Genomic DNA, 15960 nt, shown 5'->3' with positions numbered 1-15960 from the left:
ACGGTCCCGAAAACCCAGTCGCGGTGTAGGACAAAATTGCTCGCAGTATCTTTTACGCCATGTGTTTAATCAACAATTGCGCCACCTGCACGGCGTTCAGCGCCGCGCCCTTGCGCACATTGTCGGTGGTCAGCCAGAGGTTGAGCTGCTCATCCTCGTCGACGCCACGGCGTACACGACCAACATAGACCACGTCCTGGCCCACTGCGTCACCCACCGGGGTCGGATAGTCGCCTGGCTCGACCAGTTCGAGGCCGTCGGCCGTCTCCAGCGCCGCGTTGACCGCGTCCAGGTCGACCGGACGACGGCTCTGCACCGCCACACTGAAGCTATCGCCGAAAAACACCGGGACTTGAATGCAGGTCACGGAAATCTTCAGTTGGGGCATGCCCAGCAATTGGCGCAGTTCGGTCACCAGGCGTCGCTCGACAGCCGTATAGCCTTGCTCGTCGTGCGCCCCCACCTGCGGCAACACATTGAACGCCACTTGGCGGTCGAAGAAACGCGGCTCCAATGGCCGAGCGTTGAGCAGTTCGGCGGTCTGCCGCGCCAGCTCGTTGACCGCTTCCCTGCCCTGCGCCGACACGGCCAGGCAGGCGTTTACCTGTACCCGCTCGATATCCAGCAACGCCTTCAGCGGTGCCAACGCCACGGCCAGGGCCACGGCACCCGAGCTGGGGCTGGTGATCAGCGCTGGCATCGCCAGGTCCGCCACCCGCTCGCCATTCGCTTCGGGAACCACTGCCCTGGCACCTTCCAGGGCACCCGACAGATCGATGACAGCGCAACCGGCTGCTTGCGCCTTCGGTGCGAAGCTGCGGCTGACTGCCGAGCTGGCGGCGAAGAACGCCAGCTTTACCTGAGTGAAATCGAAACTGTCCACTTCGCGCACCCGCAGTTTCTTGCCGGCGAACATGACGTTGCTGCCGGCTGATTCCATGCTGGCCAGCAGGTGCAAGGTGGCCACCGGGAATGCCAGCTCCTCGAGGATCTGCACGAGGGTTTCACCGACGGTGCCGGTGGCGCCGACGACGGCGATGTCTAGGGGGGTGGTCATGGCTTCGGTTCCTTCTGCGGGTACGGCGGGGGGCGGCACTTTACTTGGATTGTAGGGCGCTGGGTACCCGGAAGAGGTTTCTGGTGAAGCGAGCAGCATTGATTGCTGCCGAGGGGAATTTGCTGGGCCCTTGAGACGAAGATGACATACAACGCAGCGCTTTCAAGGTGTTCGCCGGGAAGCCGTAGCGGTATTGAGACCGAGCGCCGCGCGGGCGGCGCTCGGTCTCATACGCGCTGCACCTCTGACGTCGAACACCTTGAAAGGCTTGGCCACAAAGAAGAGATACCCAGGCAAAAAAAAGCCCGCCAGTGTGAGAGCGGGCAAGGACCTACGAAGATTCTTCTAGCGACCAACTAGCTTCCACGATAGGTCGAGTAACTGTACGGCGAGATCAGCAGCGGCACGTGGTAGTGCTCTTGGTTCTGGTCGATACCAAAGCGCAACACGACAACGTCGAGGAACGCGGTACCCGGCAGTTTCACACCGCGGGCACGGTAGTAGTCGCCCGCGCTGAACTGCAGTTGGTACACGCCGGTACGATAATCCTCACCCTGCAGCAGCGGCGCGTCGACGCGGCCATCGCTGTTGGTCAGGGCGGTGTTCAGCAGCTCCAGCTGCTGGTCTTCGACACGGTACAGCTCGACCTTGATCGAGCTGCCCGGGCAGCCGTGAGCGGCATCCAGTACGTGTGTGGTCAAACGTCCCATTTGCTAGTCGCCTCTTGTCGTATGCGTGGGCAAAAAATACACGGCACCTACCGGGCGGCAAGGCCAACGGTGCGCGGGAATGGCGCCATTAAGACAGTTTAGCGATAAATTGTACACAATTTTTTGAGCCAACCCGCCTGACCGCCGACTGACCCACGCTCACCCTCTTATATAAGGCCCAGCAGTCGCAAACTCAGGCCGGGTAAAGACGCCCCTGTCATTAACTGACCAAACGGGCAAGTTTCTTGCAAGCCATTCCAAGGCGACAAATGGGAAGAAATGCGGAAAAACAGACTTACAAAAGAATTGATAAGTTGTATACAATCAGCCCATCCGGTGGTGCGACATCCCGACGCGGCCCGCCCACCACCCGCATTCACGTACAAGAAGGAAGACTGCAGTGAGCGCTGACTACCCTCGCGACCTGATCGGTTACGGCAACAACCCACCTCATCCGCAATGGCCGGGGAATGCCCGCATTGCACTGTCCTTCGTGCTCAACTACGAGGAAGGTGGCGAGCGCAACATCCTGCACGGCGACAAGGAATCCGAAGCCTTCCTCTCCGAAATGGTCGCCGCCCAACCGCTCCAGGGCCAGCGCAACATGAGCATGGAGTCGCTCTACGAGTACGGCAGCCGCGCCGGCGTCTGGCGCCTGCTCAAGCTGTTCAAGGACAGCGGCGTGCCGCTGACCATCTTCGCCGTGGCCATGGCCGCCCAGCGCCACCCCGACGTGATCCGTGCCATGGCCCAGGCGGGCCATGAGATCTGCAGCCACGGCTACCGCTGGATCGACTACCAGAACATGGACGAGGCGCAGGAGCGCGAGCACATGCTCGAAGCCATCCGCATTCTCACCGAGATCACCGGCGAACGCCCGCTGGGCTGGTACACCGGTCGCACCGGCCCGAACACTCGACGCCTGGTGATGGAGGAAGGCGGCTTCCTCTACGACAGCGACACCTACGACGACGACCTGCCCTACTGGGAGCCGAACAACCCGACCGGCAAGCCACACTTGGTGATCCCCTACACCCTGGACACCAACGACATGCGCTTCACCCAGGTACAGGGCTTCAACTGCGGCGAGCAGTTCTACCAATACCTGAAAGACGCCTTCGACGTGCTCTACGCCGAAGGTGCCGACGCCCCGAAAATGCTGTCGATCGGCCTTCACTGCCGCCTGGTCGGCCGCCCGGCGCGCCTGGCCGCGCTCAAGCGTTTCGTCGACTACGCCAAGAGCCACGAGCAGGTCTGGTTCGCCCGTCGCGTGGATATCGCCCGCCACTGGCACGCCACCCACCCGTACAAGAAAGAGAACGCCTGATGACCGCTTTCAACACCCTCAAGCCCTCCACCCTGGACCGCGCCGCCTTCGTCGAGGCTTTCGCCGATATCTACGAGCACTCGCCGTGGGTCGCCGAAAAAGCCCATGACCTGGGGCAACTGGCCGAGCTGGACGAGATCGAGGCGCTGCACCAGCGCATGAGCGACATCCTGCTCAGCGCCAACCAGGCGGACCAGCTGGCACTGATCAACGCGCACCCGGACCTCGCCGGCAAAGCCGCCATCCAGGGTGAGCTGACCGAGTCGAGCACCAACGAGCAAGCCGGTGCCGGCATCCACCAGTGCACCGCCGAAGAGTTCGCTCGTTTCACCGCGCTGAACGATGCGTACAAGGCCAAGTTCCAGTTCCCGTTCATCATGGCGGTCAAGGGCAGCAACCGGCACCAGATCCTCGCCGCCTTCGAAAAGCGCATCCACAACGACAAAGACACCGAATTCAAGGAAGCCCTGGCGCAGATCAACCTGATCGCGCTGTTCCGCCTGCTGCAGCTTTGAGGGCAGTCGCCCGGCCTGGCCCGAGTGCATGACACCCAGGGCCTGCCGGGGCAAGACAGCCCACCCTATTTCAAGAACAACGAACACAGAAGAGATAACCGCATGCGCACCCTGATGATCGAGCCCCTGACCAAAGAAGCCTTCGCCCCGTTCGGTGACGTGATCGAAACCGATGGCAGCGACCACTTCATGATCAACAACGGCTCGACCATGCGCTTCCACAAGCTCGCCACGGTCGAGACCGCCGAGCCCGAGGACAAGGCGATCATCAGCATCTTCCGCGCCGACGCGCTGGAGATGCCGTTGACCGTGCGCATGCTGGAACGCCATCCGCTGGGCAGCCAGGCTTTCATCCCGCTGCTCGGCAACCCCTTTCTGATCGTGGTCGCGCCCGTTGGCGATGCACCTGTATCAGGCTTGGTCCGAGCCTTCCGCAGTAATGGCAGGCAGGGCATTAATTACCATCGCGGCGTCTGGCACCACCCGGTGCTGACGATCGAAAAGCGGGATGACTTCCTGGTGGTTGATCGCAGTGGTTCCGGCAACAACTGCGATGAGCATTACTTCCCCGAGGAACAGATGTTGGTCCTCAATCCCCACCAATAAGAAAGGGTCGGTCATCAAAAGGGTGACTGGCGAGAGGTACATACTGTGGAAGCACACCTTCACGAATGGCTGAACCTGAGCATTCGCTGGGTTCACATGATCACCGGCGTGGCCTGGATCGGTGCATCGTTCTATTTTGTCTGGCTGGAGAACCACCTGAACCGAAGCAACCCGCGCGATGGGTTGTCGGGTGACCTCTGGGCCATCCACGGTGGCGGCATCTACCACCTGGAAAAATACAAGCTGGCGCCCCCGAAAATGCCCGAGAACCTGCACTGGTTCAAATGGGAGGCCTACTTCACCTGGATGTCCGGTATTGCCCTGCTGTGCGTGGTGTTCTACTGGAACCCTGCGCTTTACCTGCTGGCACCGGGCAGCACCCTGAGCGGTGCCGAGGGCGTGGCTATCGGTATCGGCTCGCTGATTGCCGGCTGGTTCATCTACGACTTCCTCTGCGACTCGCCCCTGGGCAAGAAGCCGGCCCTGCTCGGCGCCGTGCTGTTCGTGCTGATCATCGCCGCCTGCTGGGGCTTCAGCCTGGTGTTCAGCGGCCGCGGCGCCTACCTGCACACCGGCGCGATCATCGGCACCATCATGGTGGGTAACGTGTTCCGCATCATCATGCCGGCCCAGCGCCAACTGGTGGCGGCCATCGAGAACAACCAGACCCCGGACCCGGTACTGCCGGCCAAGGGCCTGCTGCGTTCGCGCCATAACAACTACTTCACCCTGCCGGTGCTGTTCATCATGATCAGCAACCACTTCCCGAGCACCTACGGCAGCCAGTACAACTGGCTGATCCTGGCCGGGATCGCAGTGGCCGCGGTACTGATCCGTCACTACTTCAACACCCGCCACGACAGCAACAAATACGCATGGACCCTGCCTGTCGGTGCCCTGGCGATGATCTGCCTGGCCTACGTGACCGGTCCGAAACCGCTGCCAACCGCCCCTGAGCAGGCTGCCGCGAAGGTCGAGTACCAGCCGCTGCCGGCTACCGCCGTGGGTGGCAAGACCGCTGCCGAACTGCGCGCCGAGGAAGCCGCCAAGCCTGCCGAGGCACCTGCCGCGCAACCCGTCCAGGCCACGGCCCAAGCGGCCACTGGCAGCTTCGACAAAATCCACGACGTCATCCAGGAACGCTGCACCGTGTGCCATTCGGCCAAACCGACCAGCCCACTGTTCAGCGCCGCCCCGGCCGGCGTGATGTTCGATACCCCACAGCAGATCCAGGCCCAGGCCGCGCGCATCCAGGCGCAGGCTGTCGCCAGCCAGATCATGCCGCTGGGCAACATCACTCAGATGACCGTCGAAGAACGCAAGCTGGTCGGCGACTGGATCGCCGCTGGTGCGCGGGTCAACTGATCGCGACACCCCGTTTTCAAGACGTCAAGCTGTAAGTAGTACGTTGCAAGCATCGAGCTAGGACTTCGGCGGCACCCAGGGCTTTCCTGCAGGGCCCGCCGCCGAAGGCCGACGCTTGGATCCGAGAATAAAAACAAAACTCGAGGTGCTGCATGTCCGAGTCACGCAAGGCGTACATCCCCGTTGCGCCGCCGCGACAGCCCCTGCCCTTGTTCCAACTGATCCTGGTGGGTCTGCAACACGTTCTGCTGATGTACGGTGGCGCCATCGCGGTGCCCCTGATCATCGGCCAGGCGGCGGGCCTGTCCCGCGAAGAAGTCGCCTTCCTGATCAACGCCGACCTGCTGGTCGCTGGCGTTGCCACCATCATCCAATCCTTCGGTATCGGCCCCGTGGGCATCCGCATGCCCGTCATGATGGGCGCCAGCTTCGCGGCGGTCGGCAGCATGGTGGCCATGGCCGGCATGCCTGGCGTCGGTTTGCAGGGGATCTTCGGCGCGACCATCGCGGCCGGCTTCTTCGGCATGCTGATCGCGCCGTTCATGTCCAAGGTCGTGCGTTTCTTCCCGCCGCTGGTGACCGGCACGGTCATCACCTCCATTGGCTTGTCGCTGTTCCCGGTAGCGGTCAACTGGGCCGGTGGCGGCCAAGAAGCGCAGGCCTTCGGCGCGCCGATCTACCTGATGGTGGCCGGCCTGGTGCTGGCGGTGATCCTGTTGATCAACCGCTTCATGCGCGGTTTCTGGGTCAATGTGTCGGTACTGGTGGGCATGGGCCTGGGCTACGTGCTCGCCGGCTCCATCGGCATGGTCGACCTGTCGGGCCTGAGCGAGGCACCGTGGCTGCAGGTGGTCACCCCCCTGCACTTCGGCATGCCGACCTTCAGCCTGGCACCGATCCTGTCGATGTGCCTGGTGGTGGTGATTATCTTCGTCGAGTCCACCGGCATGTTCCTCGCCCTGGGCAAGGTGACCGACCGTGAAGTAACGCCTGGGATGCTGCGTCGTGGCCTGCTGTGCGACGCTGGCGCGTCGTTCATCGCCGGCTTTTTCAACACCTTCACCCACTCCTCGTTCGCCCAGAACATCGGGCTGGTGCAGATGACCGGGGTGCGCTGCCGCTACGTCACCGTCATGGCCGGCGCCCTGCTGATCCTGCTCAGCCTGCTGCCCAAGGCGGCCTTCCTGATTGCCTCGATCCCGCCCGCAGTCCTGGGTGGCGCGTCCATCGCCATGTTCGGCATGGTCACCGCCACCGGGATCAAGATCCTCCAGGAGGCGGACATCTCCGACCGTCGCAACCAGCTGCTGGTCGCAGTCAGTGTCGGCTTCGGCCTGATCCCTGTGGTCCGTCCGGAGTTCTTCGCACAGATGCCACAGTGGATGGAGCCCATCACCCACAGCGGCATCGCCATGGCCACCCTCAGCGCACTGGTGCTGAACCTGTTGTTCAACATCCTCGGCGGCGCCGAGCGCGCCGTGCACAACGAAGCCTGTCACCCGCATTGAGTGACCGGGGCGGCACTCAAGTGCCGCCCCAACATCCGACAAGCAGCAACCGCTTGACCGTCGGCCCGCCGGAATGGGCCGCCCGGGGCGCCTGCGCGCCGAAAAAGCCCCAAACAAAAACAATAAGTCCGGGAACCACAACATGAAGCGCATCACCACGTCCGTTCTGCTGGGCAGCAGCCTGCTGGCCACCCTCCCCTCCCACGCCGGCGAATGGCTGCAATGGCACGGCGAAAGCCTGACCTACCTGTACGGCAAGGATTTCAAGATCAACCCCGACATCCAGCAGACCGTCACCTTCGAGCATGCCAACAAGTGGAAGTACGGCGACACCTTCCTGTTCGTCGACAAGATCTTCTACAACGGCAAGGCCGACCCCGGCAAAGGCGTCACCACCTACTACGGCGAATTCAGCCCGCGCCTGTCGTTCGGCAAGATCTTCGAACGCAAGCTGGCCTTCGGCCCGGTCAAGGATGTGCTGCTGGCCATGACCTACGAGCGTGGCGAGGGCGACAACGAGGCCTACCTGATCGGCCCCGGCTTCGACCTGGACATCCCCGGCTTCAACTACTTCACCCTGAACTTCTACCTGCGCAACACCGAGGGCAGCCGCCCAGGCGACAACGTCTGGCAGATCACCCCCGGTTGGTCGTACACCATTCCCGTGGGCAGGTCGGACATCCTGATCGACGGCTACATGGATTGGGTGACCGACAACGACCAGACCCGTCGCGGCACCTACCACGCCAACCTGCACTTCAACCCACAGGTCAAGTACGACCTGGGCAAGGCCCTGAACCTGGGCGCCAAGCAGCTCTACGTGGGCTTCGAGTACAGCTACTGGAAAGACAAGTACGGCATCGACAGCCGCGGCAACCTGGACAGCAATCAGAGCGTCGCCAGCGCGCTGGTCAAAGTGCATTTCTGATAACCTGACCGAATGCCCAACTTTGCAGCACCGTGCTCCAGGACGGAGCACTTGAGGTACAGCGCGCAAGCCAGTAATCTGCGCGCCCCCTCGATCAGGGCAGGACGGATCCTGCCCGCGTTTACTGACCGCTCAGTCAATGAATTCGGGCGGTTGGCCAACGTGTTGCCAGCCTGAGACACCCTTTTCATCCGTTCAGAAAGACGTCGAGCAGGATGGTTGTGCCCAACGCGGAAAAGTTGGCGCAGCTCTTGCCAAACAGCTGTGGCCAATCGAAAAAAGCTGACTCAAAAGACAAGAATAGCGCCCGAGCGCTGACAACAGATCCAAATCAAGGGAGCGACACACGCAATGCGTACCATCAATAGCCTGATCCTCGCCGGCGGCCTGCTGGCCTGCGGTGCCAGCCAAGCCGGCGACCTGCTGCAATGGCAGAACAACAGCCTGACCTACCTGTGGGGCAAGAACTTCAAGGTCAACCCCGAGACCCAGCAGACCTTCACCTTCGAGCACGCCGATGCGTGGAAGTACGGCGACAACTTCATCTTCGTCGACAAGATCTTCTACCAGGGCAAGAAGGACGCCAACAACGGCCCCAACACCTACTACGGCGAGATCAGCCCGCGCCTGTCGTTCGGCAAGATCTTCGACCAGAAGCTCGAGTTCGGCCCGGTAAAGGACGTGCTGCTGGCGATGACCTACGAGTTCGGCGAGGGTGACACCGAGTCGTACCTGATCGGCCCCGGTTTCGACCTGGCCATCCCCGGCTTCGACTACTTCCAGCTGAACTTCTACCAGCGCACCACCGACGGCAGCCGCCCGGGTGACAATGTCTGGCAGATCACCCCGGTCTGGTCCTACACCATCCCCGTGGGCTCGTCCGACGTGCTGATCGACGGCTTCATGGACTGGGTGGTGGACAACGACGAGAACCGTCGGGGTACCTACCAGGCCAACCTGCACTTCAACCCGCAGATCAAGTACGACCTGGGCAAGGCCCTGCACCTGGGCGAGAAGCAGTTGTACGTGGGTATCGAGTACGACTACTGGAAGAACAAGTACGGCATCAAGGACAGCGACGGTTTCACCACCGACCAGAACACCGCAAGCTTGCTGGTCAAAGTTCACTTCTGATCGTGAAACGAAACAGCGCCTTCCGGAAGGCGCTGTTTCTTTCAAAATTGTAAGAATTAACCTACAGCTAAATAGGCGACCTCTTACTTAGCGTAGAACTTGCCTTGAAAATCAACATCAACGCACCAGGCAACAAACCTCCCAGCACCACCAGTAGCAACTCAACCTGATGGTGTTCAAGCACTCTTCGGATATCGAGCATCAGCATTCCGGCGTTGATCATCATCGCTGCCCCGAACATCGCAAAGCACCTGAGCAAGGCCGTACTAGATAGGTCGAGCAGCAGAAAGCGCACCCCCAGCATGCCCCAAGCCAGCGCCGTGAGCAGATACAGCGCCAAGTGATAAGCGTCGTAAGTCAGAACTTGGCCGAACATGATTGCCTCCCCGATACAGTTCCAAAAATAAATAATTAGCACTATTAAAGTCGACATCCACCTACAGCCTGCAAAATTTTGACATTTTTTTTGCAACTGGCCCTTTAGTCTGCTTGGCTTTCAAAACCCAATATGGACATAGGCCAATTTCATGCGTACCCCGCTCGCCGCGCCCTGGCGTTTCCTGCTGTTACTCTGCTCGACCTGGTTCGGCATTTTCCTTTTGACCCGCGTGATCCTGCTGGCAGCCCATGCCGACGAGTTCAGCGGCAACTACCTGGCCGTGTTCCTCGGTGGCGCGCTGTATGACCTGAGTTTCCTCGCCTATGCCTCAATGCCACTGGGCCTGTATCTGGCACTCTGCCCGACACCGCTGTGGCGCACCCGCGCCCACCGCTGGCTGCTGCAGGGCGTGCTGGCGGCCAGCCTGTTCCTGATGCTGTTCGTCGCGGTGGCCGAGTGGCTGTTCTGGGACGAGTTCGGCGTGCGCTTCAACTTCATCGCCGTGGACTACCTGGTGTACTCCAAGGAAGTCCTGGACAACATTCGCGAGTCCTACCCGCTGCCCATGCTGCTCGGTAGCCTGGCGGTGGTGGCGCTGCTGGTCACTCTGCTGCTGCGCAGGCCGCTGACCCATGCCCTCGCCGCCCCCGCGCTCACCGGCCGCCAGCGCCTGGCGGGCCTCTGCGTGCTGGCGGGTTTGAGCGTGGTGTCGGTGCTGGTGATCGATCAGCAGTTCCCTCGCGGCCAGGGCGGCAACGCCTACCAACGCGAACTGGTCAGCAACGGCCCGTACCAGTTCTTCGCCGCCTTCCGCAACAACGAACTGGACTACACCCAGTTCTACGCCAGCCTTGGCGCGGACGCGGTCGGCACGCAGATGCGCCAGGAGCTGGCCGCCACCAACGCCCGCTTCGAAGCCCACGAGGCCCAGGACATCCGCCGCCACATCAGCGCCAGCGGGGAATTGCGCAAGCCGAACATCATCCTGGTGACCATCGAAAGCTTCAGCGCCAAGTACATGGGCAGCAACGGTCACCCCGAAAACCTCACGCCCAACCTCGACGCACTGCGCGCCCAGAGCCTGTACTTCAACAACTTCTACGCCACCGGCACCCGTACCGACCGCGGCCTGGAGGCCATCACCCTGTCGATCCCGCCCACCCCGGGCCGCTCGATCGTCAAGCGCATCGGCCGCGAAAGCGGCTATGCCAGCCTCGGCCAACAGTTGACGGCGGTCGGCTATGACGCGGTGTACGTCTACGGTGGGCGTGGCTACTTCGACAACATGAACGCCTTCTTCAGCGGCAACGGCTACCGCATCGTCGACCAGAGCAGCGTCGACGAGAACGAAATCAGCTTCAAGAATGCCTGGGGCATGGCGGATGAAGACCTGTATCGCCAGGCGATCAAGCTGGCCGACACCGACCACGCCGCGCAGAAGCCGTTCTTCCTGCAACTGATGACCACCTCCAACCACCGCCCGTACACCTACCCCGACGGTCGTATCGACATCCCATCAGGCGACGGGCGCGAGGGCGCGGTGAAATACACCGACTATGCCATCGCCCAGTTCCTGCGCCAGGCTAAAGAAAAGCCCTGGTTCGACAACACCCTGTTCGTGTTTGTCGCCGACCACACCGCAGGCAGCGCCGGCAAGGAAGACCTGCCGGTCAATAACTACCAGATCCCGCTGTGGATCTACGCACCGAAAATGATCGAGCCGCGAGAGAACCCGAAACTGGCCAGCCAGATCGACCTGGCGCCAACCCTGCTCGGCTTGCTCAACCTGAGCTACACCTCGACGTTCTTTGGTCGCGACCTGCTGCGCGACGACGTGTTGCCGCCACGAGTGCTGATTGGCAATTACCAGCACCTGGGGCTGTTCGACGGCAAGGACCTGGCGATCCTCAGCCCACGTGGTGGCCTGCGCGTGCATGAAGATGCGCTGGGCAATAGTCGCGAGACGAACGTGAATGAAGACAACCCGTTGGTACGCCGGGCGATCGCCTATTACCAGAGCGCTGCCCACGGGTTCAGCCAAGGGCTGCTGGCGTGGAAGCCGGAAGAGAAAGGTGTCGCTGCCAGCCCTTGAAGCCTTGCTTCAAGGGCGGTTCGCCGGCAAGCCGGCTCCTACAAGGATCACGCAACACCTGTAGGAGCCGGCTTGCCGGCGAACCGATCTACCCGCCTCAACGAGTAGGTCGCACAACCCGCCACAGTTTGCCCACCACGGTAACCACGGCCAGCACAACGGCGCCAGCCACCACACCGGCAACACCGTTGAGCACGGCCCCGGTCAGCGCCCCGCCGCGCCCATCGGCGAACGCCTCGATGGCATGGTGCAACGGCGCGATACCGTGGACCAGGATGCCGCCACCGACCAGGAACATGGCGGCGGTACCGATCACCGACAGGCCCTTCATCATGTACGGCGCGGCACGCAGGATGCCGCCACCGATGGCGCGGGCCAGGCCCGAGGATTTCTTGGTCATCCACAGCCCGAGGTCATCAAGCTTGACGATACCGCCCACCAGGCCATAGACACCGATGGTCATGACGATGGCGATGCCCGACAGCACGACGATCTGCTGGCTCAATGGCGCGTCGGCCACGATGCCCAGGGTGATGGCGATGATTTCTGCTGAAAGAATGAAGTCGGTGCGCACCGCGCCCTTGATCTTGCTTTTCTCATACGCCACCAGGTCGATATTGGCGTCGGCCAAGGCCTCCTTGCGCGCCTCGTGCTGCGCCTCGTCTTCTTCCTTGCTGTGCAAGAACTTGTGCGCCAGCTTCTCGAAGCCTTCGAAGCACAGGTAGGCGCCACCGACCATCAGCAGCGGGATCACCGCCCAGGGGATGAAGGCACTGATCAGCAGCGCCGCCGGCACCAGGATCGCCTTGTTCAGCAGCGAGCCCTTGGCCACCGCCCAGACCACCGGAATCTCCCGGTCGGCGCGCACGCCGGTGACCTGCTGGGCATTGAGCGCCAGGTCGTCGCCCAGCACCCCCGCGGTCTTCTTTGCCGCGACCTTGGTCATTACCGAGACATCGTCGAGTACCGTGGCGATATCGTCGATCAGTACCAGTAGACTGCTTCCTGCCATGTTTGCCTGTATCCAGTGGGGTGAAAGGCCCGGATTCTAGCGCAAAGTCGCTGCCTTGAGCGCCCGTCCGGGGCGGTGCTACCATGCGCGATCCCTCTTGGAGGGCGGCCAGACACGAGGAAGATCCCCGACAATGAGCACCATTCGCGAGCGCAACAAGGAACTGATCCTGCGCGCGGCCAGTGAAGAATTCGCCGACAAGGGCTTCGCCGCCACCAAGACCAGCGATATCGCGGCCAAGGCCGGCCTGCCCAAGCCCAACGTGTATTACTACTTCAAGTCGAAGGAAAATCTCTACCGCGAGGTGCTCGAGAGCATCATCGCGCCGATCATGCAGGCCTCGACGCCGTTCAACGCCGACGGCGACCCCAAGGAAGTGCTGAGTTCGTACATTCGCTCGAAGATCCGCATCTCCCGCGACCTGCCCCACGCTTCGAAAGTGTTCGCCAGCGAGATCATGCACGGCGCGCCGCACCTTTCGCCCAGCCAGGTGGAGCAACTCAACGAACAGGCCCGGCACAACATCGAGTGCATCCAGCGCTGGATCGAGCGCGGGCAGATCGCCAACGTCGACCCGCATCACCTGATGTTCAGCATCTGGGCGGCGACGCAAACGTACGCCGATTTCGACTGGCAGATCGCCGTGGTGACCGGCAAGGCGAAGCTGGCCGACAGTGATTACGACGCGGCGGCGCAGACCATCATCCGCCTGGTATTGAAGGGCTGCGAGCCCGAAGCCGCCTGACCAGGCCAATTCGCCAGCAAGCCGGCTCCTGCAGGAGGAGCCGGCTTGCCGGCGATGGGCCGCATCGCGGCCCCAATGCATCGACCCTTAAGCCGCCACCCCGGCATCCGCCGTCAGCCCCACTGCCTCGATCGCATTGATCGCGCACTGCTCGTCGATGTCCGACGTATCCCCGCTGATCCCCACCGAACCCAACACCTTGCCCTCCTGATCACGGATCAGCACCCCACCCGGCACCGGCACCACCGGCCGCTCACCCAACCCATTCAGCGCGGCGTAGAACGCTGGCCGCTGCTGCGAATCCAGCGCCAGCAGGCGTGAACCCTTGCCCAGGGCCACCGCGCCCCAGGCCTTGCCGATGGCCACCTCGGGCCTCAGCAGGCTGGCGCCGTCCTCCCGTTGCAGCGCCAGCAGGTGCCCGCCAGCGTCCAGCACCGCCACCGTCAATGGCGCGGCGTTGATCTTGCGGCCTGCGGCCAGCGCGGCATTCACCACGCCAACGGCGACTTTCAGGGTCAATGCGTTCATGGAAAGGTCCTCTTCTTGTTGTGAGAAGCCCTGAGGGCAGTTGAAAACCGATAGACAGAATAGAACACAACGAAGGCACGTTTTGTATACAATTTTTTGACGCATTCATGGCGAGTGCGACGAAATGACGCCTTTCCTGGGCATGACCGATTAGTCAAACCCTCCGACGAAAATGGATTGACCTTTTGCGCCGAGCATGAATACACTCTGCCGCAACGCAAGTTGTATACAATTACAAAATCGATGAGGCACAAACCATGAGCAAAATGAGAGCAATCGATGCAGCCGTTCTGGTCATGCGCCGTGAAGGTGTAGATACCGCGTTCGGCATTCCGGGGGCCGCCATCAACCCGCTGTACTCGGCCCTGAAGAAAGTCGGTGGCATCGATCACGTCCTCGCTCGCCACGTCGAAGGCGCCTCGCACATGGCCGAGGGCTACACCCGCGCCAACCCGGGCAATATCGGTGTGTGCATCGGCACCTCCGGCCCTGCCGGCACCGACATGGTCACCGGCCTGTACAGCGCCTGCGCCGACTCCATCCCGATCCTCTGCATCACCGGCCAGGCGCCACGCGCCCGCCTGCACAAGGAAGACTTCCAGGCCGTCGACATCACCAGCATCGTCAAGCCGGTCACCAAGTGGGCCACCACCGTCCTGGAACCCGGCCAGGTGCCTTACGCCTTCCAGAAAGCCTTCTATGAAATGCGCACTGGCCGCCCAGGCCCAGTGCTGATCGACCTGCCGTTCGACGTGCAGATGGCCGAGATCGAATTCGACATCGACGCCTACGAGCCGCTGCCGGTGCACAAGCCGTCCGCCACTCGCGTGCAGGCCGAAAAAGCCCTGGCCCTGCTCAATGACGCCGAACGCCCACTGCTGGTGGCTGGCGGCGGCATCATCAACGCCGACGCCAGCGACAAACTGGTCGAGTTCGCCGAACTGACCGGCGTGCCGGTGATCCCGACCCTGATGGGCTGGGGCACCATCCCGGATGATCACGAGTTGATGGTCGGCATGGTCGGCCTGCAGACCTCGCACCGCTACGGCAACGCCACCCTGCTCAAGTCCGACCTGGTGTTCGGTATCGGCAACCGCTGGGCCAACCGCCACACCGGCTCGGTCGACGTCTACACCGAAGGCCGCAAGTTCGTGCACGTGGACATCGAACCGACCCAGATCGGCCGCGTGTTCACCCCTGACCTGGGTATCGTTTCCGATGCCGGCAAGGCACTGGACGTGTTCCTCGAAGTCGCCCGCGAGTGGAAAGCCGCAGGCAAGCTCAAGTGCCGCAAGGCCTGGCTGGAAGACTGCCAGCAGCGCAAGGCCACCCTGCAGCGCAAGACCCACTTCGACAACGTGCCGGTCAAGCCGCAGCGCGTGTACGAGGAGATGAACCAGGTATTCGGCAAGGACACCTGCTACGTCAGCACCATCGGTTTGTCGCAGATCGCCGGCGCGCAGTTCCTGCACGTGTACAAGCCACGCCACTGGATCAACTGCGGCCAGGCCGGCCCGCTGGGCTGGACCATCCCGGCCGCGCTGGGCGTGGTCAAGGCCGATCCGAAGCGCAAGGTCGTCGCGCTCTCGGGTGACTACGACTTCCAGTTCATGATCGAAGAGCTGGCGGTGGGCGCGCAGTTCAACCTGCCGTATGTCCACGTGTTGGTGAACAACGCCTACCTCGGCCTGATCCGCCAGGCCCAGCGTGGCTTCGACATGGATTACTGTGTACAACTGGCCTTCGAGAACATCAACGCCACCGACGCCGCCACCTATGGCGTCGACCACGTCGCCGTGGTCGAAGGCCTGGGTTGCAAGGCCATCCGTGTGTTCGAACCGGCCGACATCGCCCCTGCCCTGCTCAAGGCGCAGAAGATGGCCGAAGAGTTCCGCGTACCGGTGGTGGTCGAAGTTATTCTCGAGCGCGTGACCAACATTTCCATGGGCACCGAGATCAACGCGGTCAACGAGTTCGAAGACCTCGCCCTGGTGGGTAACGACGCGCCAACCGCCATCTCGCTGCTGGACTGATCGCCTGACGCCCCCGCGCCT

General features: G+C 62.2%; 15 protein-coding genes. 10 read left to right on the top strand and 5 right to left on the bottom strand.

The genetic code is table 11. The features are described 5' to 3' along the window. Positions 1-52 precede the first annotated feature (52 nt). Both IM733_RS01975 and uraH read right to left on the bottom strand, forming a co-directional pair. Positions 53-1057, bottom strand: a complete 1005-nt coding sequence (locus IM733_RS01975; RefSeq protein WP_248919309.1) for an aspartate-semialdehyde dehydrogenase — start codon at positions 1055-1057, stop codon at positions 53-55. A gap of 356 nt (positions 1058-1413) precedes the next feature. After that, the gene (uraH, locus tag IM733_RS01970; protein WP_248919308.1) at positions 1414-1767 is read right to left on the bottom strand and encodes a hydroxyisourate hydrolase; all 354 of its coding nucleotides are present in this window, start codon (positions 1765-1767) and stop codon (positions 1414-1416) included. A 400-nt stretch (positions 1768-2167) separates the two neighbouring features. Here uraH and puuE point away from each other — a divergent pair, with 400 nt between their 5' ends. From puuE to IM733_RS01935, 7 genes are all read left to right on the top strand, one after another. Next, positions 2168-3094 carry an allantoinase PuuE gene (puuE, locus tag IM733_RS01965; protein WP_248919307.1) on the top strand — a complete coding sequence of 309 codons (927 nt, stop codon included), beginning with the start codon at positions 2168-2170 and terminating at the stop codon, positions 3092-3094. Continuing rightward, positions 3094-3609 carry a 2-oxo-4-hydroxy-4-carboxy-5-ureidoimidazoline decarboxylase gene (gene uraD, locus IM733_RS01960; protein WP_248919306.1) on the top strand — a complete coding sequence of 172 codons (516 nt, stop codon included), beginning with the start codon at positions 3094-3096 and terminating at the stop codon, positions 3607-3609. The genes puuE and uraD overlap by 1 nt, the downstream gene beginning before the upstream one ends. A 102-nt stretch (positions 3610-3711) precedes the next feature. Beyond that, the gene (locus IM733_RS01955; RefSeq protein WP_248919305.1) at positions 3712-4215 is read left to right on the top strand and encodes an ureidoglycolate lyase; all 504 of its coding nucleotides are present in this window, start codon (positions 3712-3714) and stop codon (positions 4213-4215) included. 45 nt (positions 4216-4260) lie between these two features. Beyond that, positions 4261-5580, top strand: coding sequence for a urate hydroxylase PuuD (locus IM733_RS01950; RefSeq protein ID WP_248919304.1), 1320 nt, complete (start codon positions 4261-4263; stop codon positions 5578-5580). Positions 5581-5732: 152 nt separating this feature from the next. Then, positions 5733-7088 carry a nucleobase:cation symporter-2 family protein gene (locus IM733_RS01945; RefSeq protein ID WP_248919303.1) on the top strand — a complete coding sequence of 452 codons (1356 nt, stop codon included), beginning with the start codon at positions 5733-5735 and terminating at the stop codon, positions 7086-7088. A 142-nt stretch (positions 7089-7230) separates the two neighbouring features. Then, positions 7231-8016 carry an outer membrane protein OmpK gene (locus tag IM733_RS01940; protein WP_248919302.1) on the top strand — a complete coding sequence of 262 codons (786 nt, stop codon included), beginning with the start codon at positions 7231-7233 and terminating at the stop codon, positions 8014-8016. A gap of 351 nt (positions 8017-8367) precedes the next feature. Continuing rightward, positions 8368-9150, top strand: coding sequence for an outer membrane protein OmpK (locus IM733_RS01935; protein ID WP_011532939.1), 783 nt, complete (start codon positions 8368-8370; stop codon positions 9148-9150). A gap of 67 nt (positions 9151-9217) precedes the next feature. On the opposite strand, the gene IM733_RS01930 is transcribed toward IM733_RS01935, so the two are convergent. Then, complete coding sequence (locus IM733_RS01930) at positions 9218-9526, bottom strand: hypothetical protein (protein ID WP_248919301.1); 309 nt, start codon at positions 9524-9526, stop codon at positions 9218-9220. Between the two features lie 151 nt (positions 9527-9677). Between IM733_RS01930 and IM733_RS01925 the strand changes: the two genes are divergently transcribed. After that, positions 9678-11621, top strand: coding sequence for an LTA synthase family protein (locus tag IM733_RS01925; protein ID WP_248919300.1), 1944 nt, complete (start codon positions 9678-9680; stop codon positions 11619-11621). Between the two features lie 97 nt (positions 11622-11718). Here IM733_RS01925 and IM733_RS01920 read toward each other — a convergent pair whose 3' ends face one another. Continuing rightward, the gene (locus tag IM733_RS01920; RefSeq protein ID WP_248919299.1) at positions 11719-12633 is read right to left on the bottom strand and encodes a DUF808 domain-containing protein; all 915 of its coding nucleotides are present in this window, start codon (positions 12631-12633) and stop codon (positions 11719-11721) included. A gap of 133 nt (positions 12634-12766) precedes the next feature. Here IM733_RS01920 and IM733_RS01915 point away from each other — a divergent pair, with 133 nt between their 5' ends. Continuing rightward, positions 12767-13378, top strand: a complete 612-nt coding sequence (locus tag IM733_RS01915; RefSeq protein ID WP_248919298.1) for a TetR/AcrR family transcriptional regulator — start codon at positions 12767-12769, stop codon at positions 13376-13378. Between the two features lie 87 nt (positions 13379-13465). Here the strand turns inward: IM733_RS01915 and IM733_RS01910 are convergent, their stop codons facing one another. Then, positions 13466-13906, bottom strand: a complete 441-nt coding sequence (locus IM733_RS01910) for a GlcG/HbpS family heme-binding protein (protein ID WP_248919297.1) — start codon at positions 13904-13906, stop codon at positions 13466-13468. Between the two features lie 257 nt (positions 13907-14163). On the opposite strand from IM733_RS01910, the gene gcl reads away from it, so the two are divergent. Then, on the top strand, positions 14164-15939 hold the full coding sequence (gene gcl, locus IM733_RS01905) for a glyoxylate carboligase (protein ID WP_248919296.1): 1776 nt from the start codon (positions 14164-14166) through the stop codon (positions 15937-15939). Positions 15940-15960 lie beyond the last annotated feature (21 nt).

The sequence above is a fragment of the Pseudomonas entomophila genome (assembly GCF_023277925.1).
GTDB classification, from domain to species: Bacteria; Pseudomonadota; Gammaproteobacteria; order Pseudomonadales; family Pseudomonadaceae; genus Aquipseudomonas; species Aquipseudomonas entomophila_D.
The sequence above is the reverse complement of the archived record's forward strand: the minus strand, read 5'-3'. Positions and strand labels throughout refer to the sequence as shown.

Coding starts and splice junctions, on each gene's coding strand:
- IM733_RS01910 (WP_248919297.1), bottom strand. CDS start 13,906: ATGAACGCATTGACCCTGAAAGTCGCCGTTGGCGTGGTGAATGCCGCG.
- uraH (WP_248919308.1), bottom strand. CDS start 1,767: ATGGGACGTTTGACCACACACGTACTGGATGCCGCTCACGGCTGCCCG.
- IM733_RS01915 (WP_248919298.1), top strand. CDS start 12,767: ATGAGCACCATTCGCGAGCGCAACAAGGAACTGATCCTGCGCGCGGCC.
- IM733_RS01930 (WP_248919301.1), bottom strand. CDS start 9,526: ATGTTCGGCCAAGTTCTGACTTACGACGCTTATCACTTGGCGCTGTAT.
- IM733_RS01920 (WP_248919299.1), bottom strand. CDS start 12,633: ATGGCAGGAAGCAGTCTACTGGTACTGATCGACGATATCGCCACGGTA.
- uraD (WP_248919306.1), top strand. CDS start 3,094: ATGACCGCTTTCAACACCCTCAAGCCCTCCACCCTGGACCGCGCCGCC.
- IM733_RS01955 (WP_248919305.1), top strand. CDS start 3,712: ATGCGCACCCTGATGATCGAGCCCCTGACCAAAGAAGCCTTCGCCCCG.
- IM733_RS01935 (WP_011532939.1), top strand. CDS start 8,368: ATGCGTACCATCAATAGCCTGATCCTCGCCGGCGGCCTGCTGGCCTGC.
- IM733_RS01975 (WP_248919309.1), bottom strand. CDS start 1,057: ATGACCACCCCCCTAGACATCGCCGTCGTCGGCGCCACCGGCACCGTC.
- IM733_RS01940 (WP_248919302.1), top strand. CDS start 7,231: ATGAAGCGCATCACCACGTCCGTTCTGCTGGGCAGCAGCCTGCTGGCC.
- gcl (WP_248919296.1), top strand. CDS start 14,164: ATGAGCAAAATGAGAGCAATCGATGCAGCCGTTCTGGTCATGCGCCGT.
- IM733_RS01945 (WP_248919303.1), top strand. CDS start 5,733: ATGTCCGAGTCACGCAAGGCGTACATCCCCGTTGCGCCGCCGCGACAG.
- IM733_RS01925 (WP_248919300.1), top strand. CDS start 9,678: ATGCGTACCCCGCTCGCCGCGCCCTGGCGTTTCCTGCTGTTACTCTGC.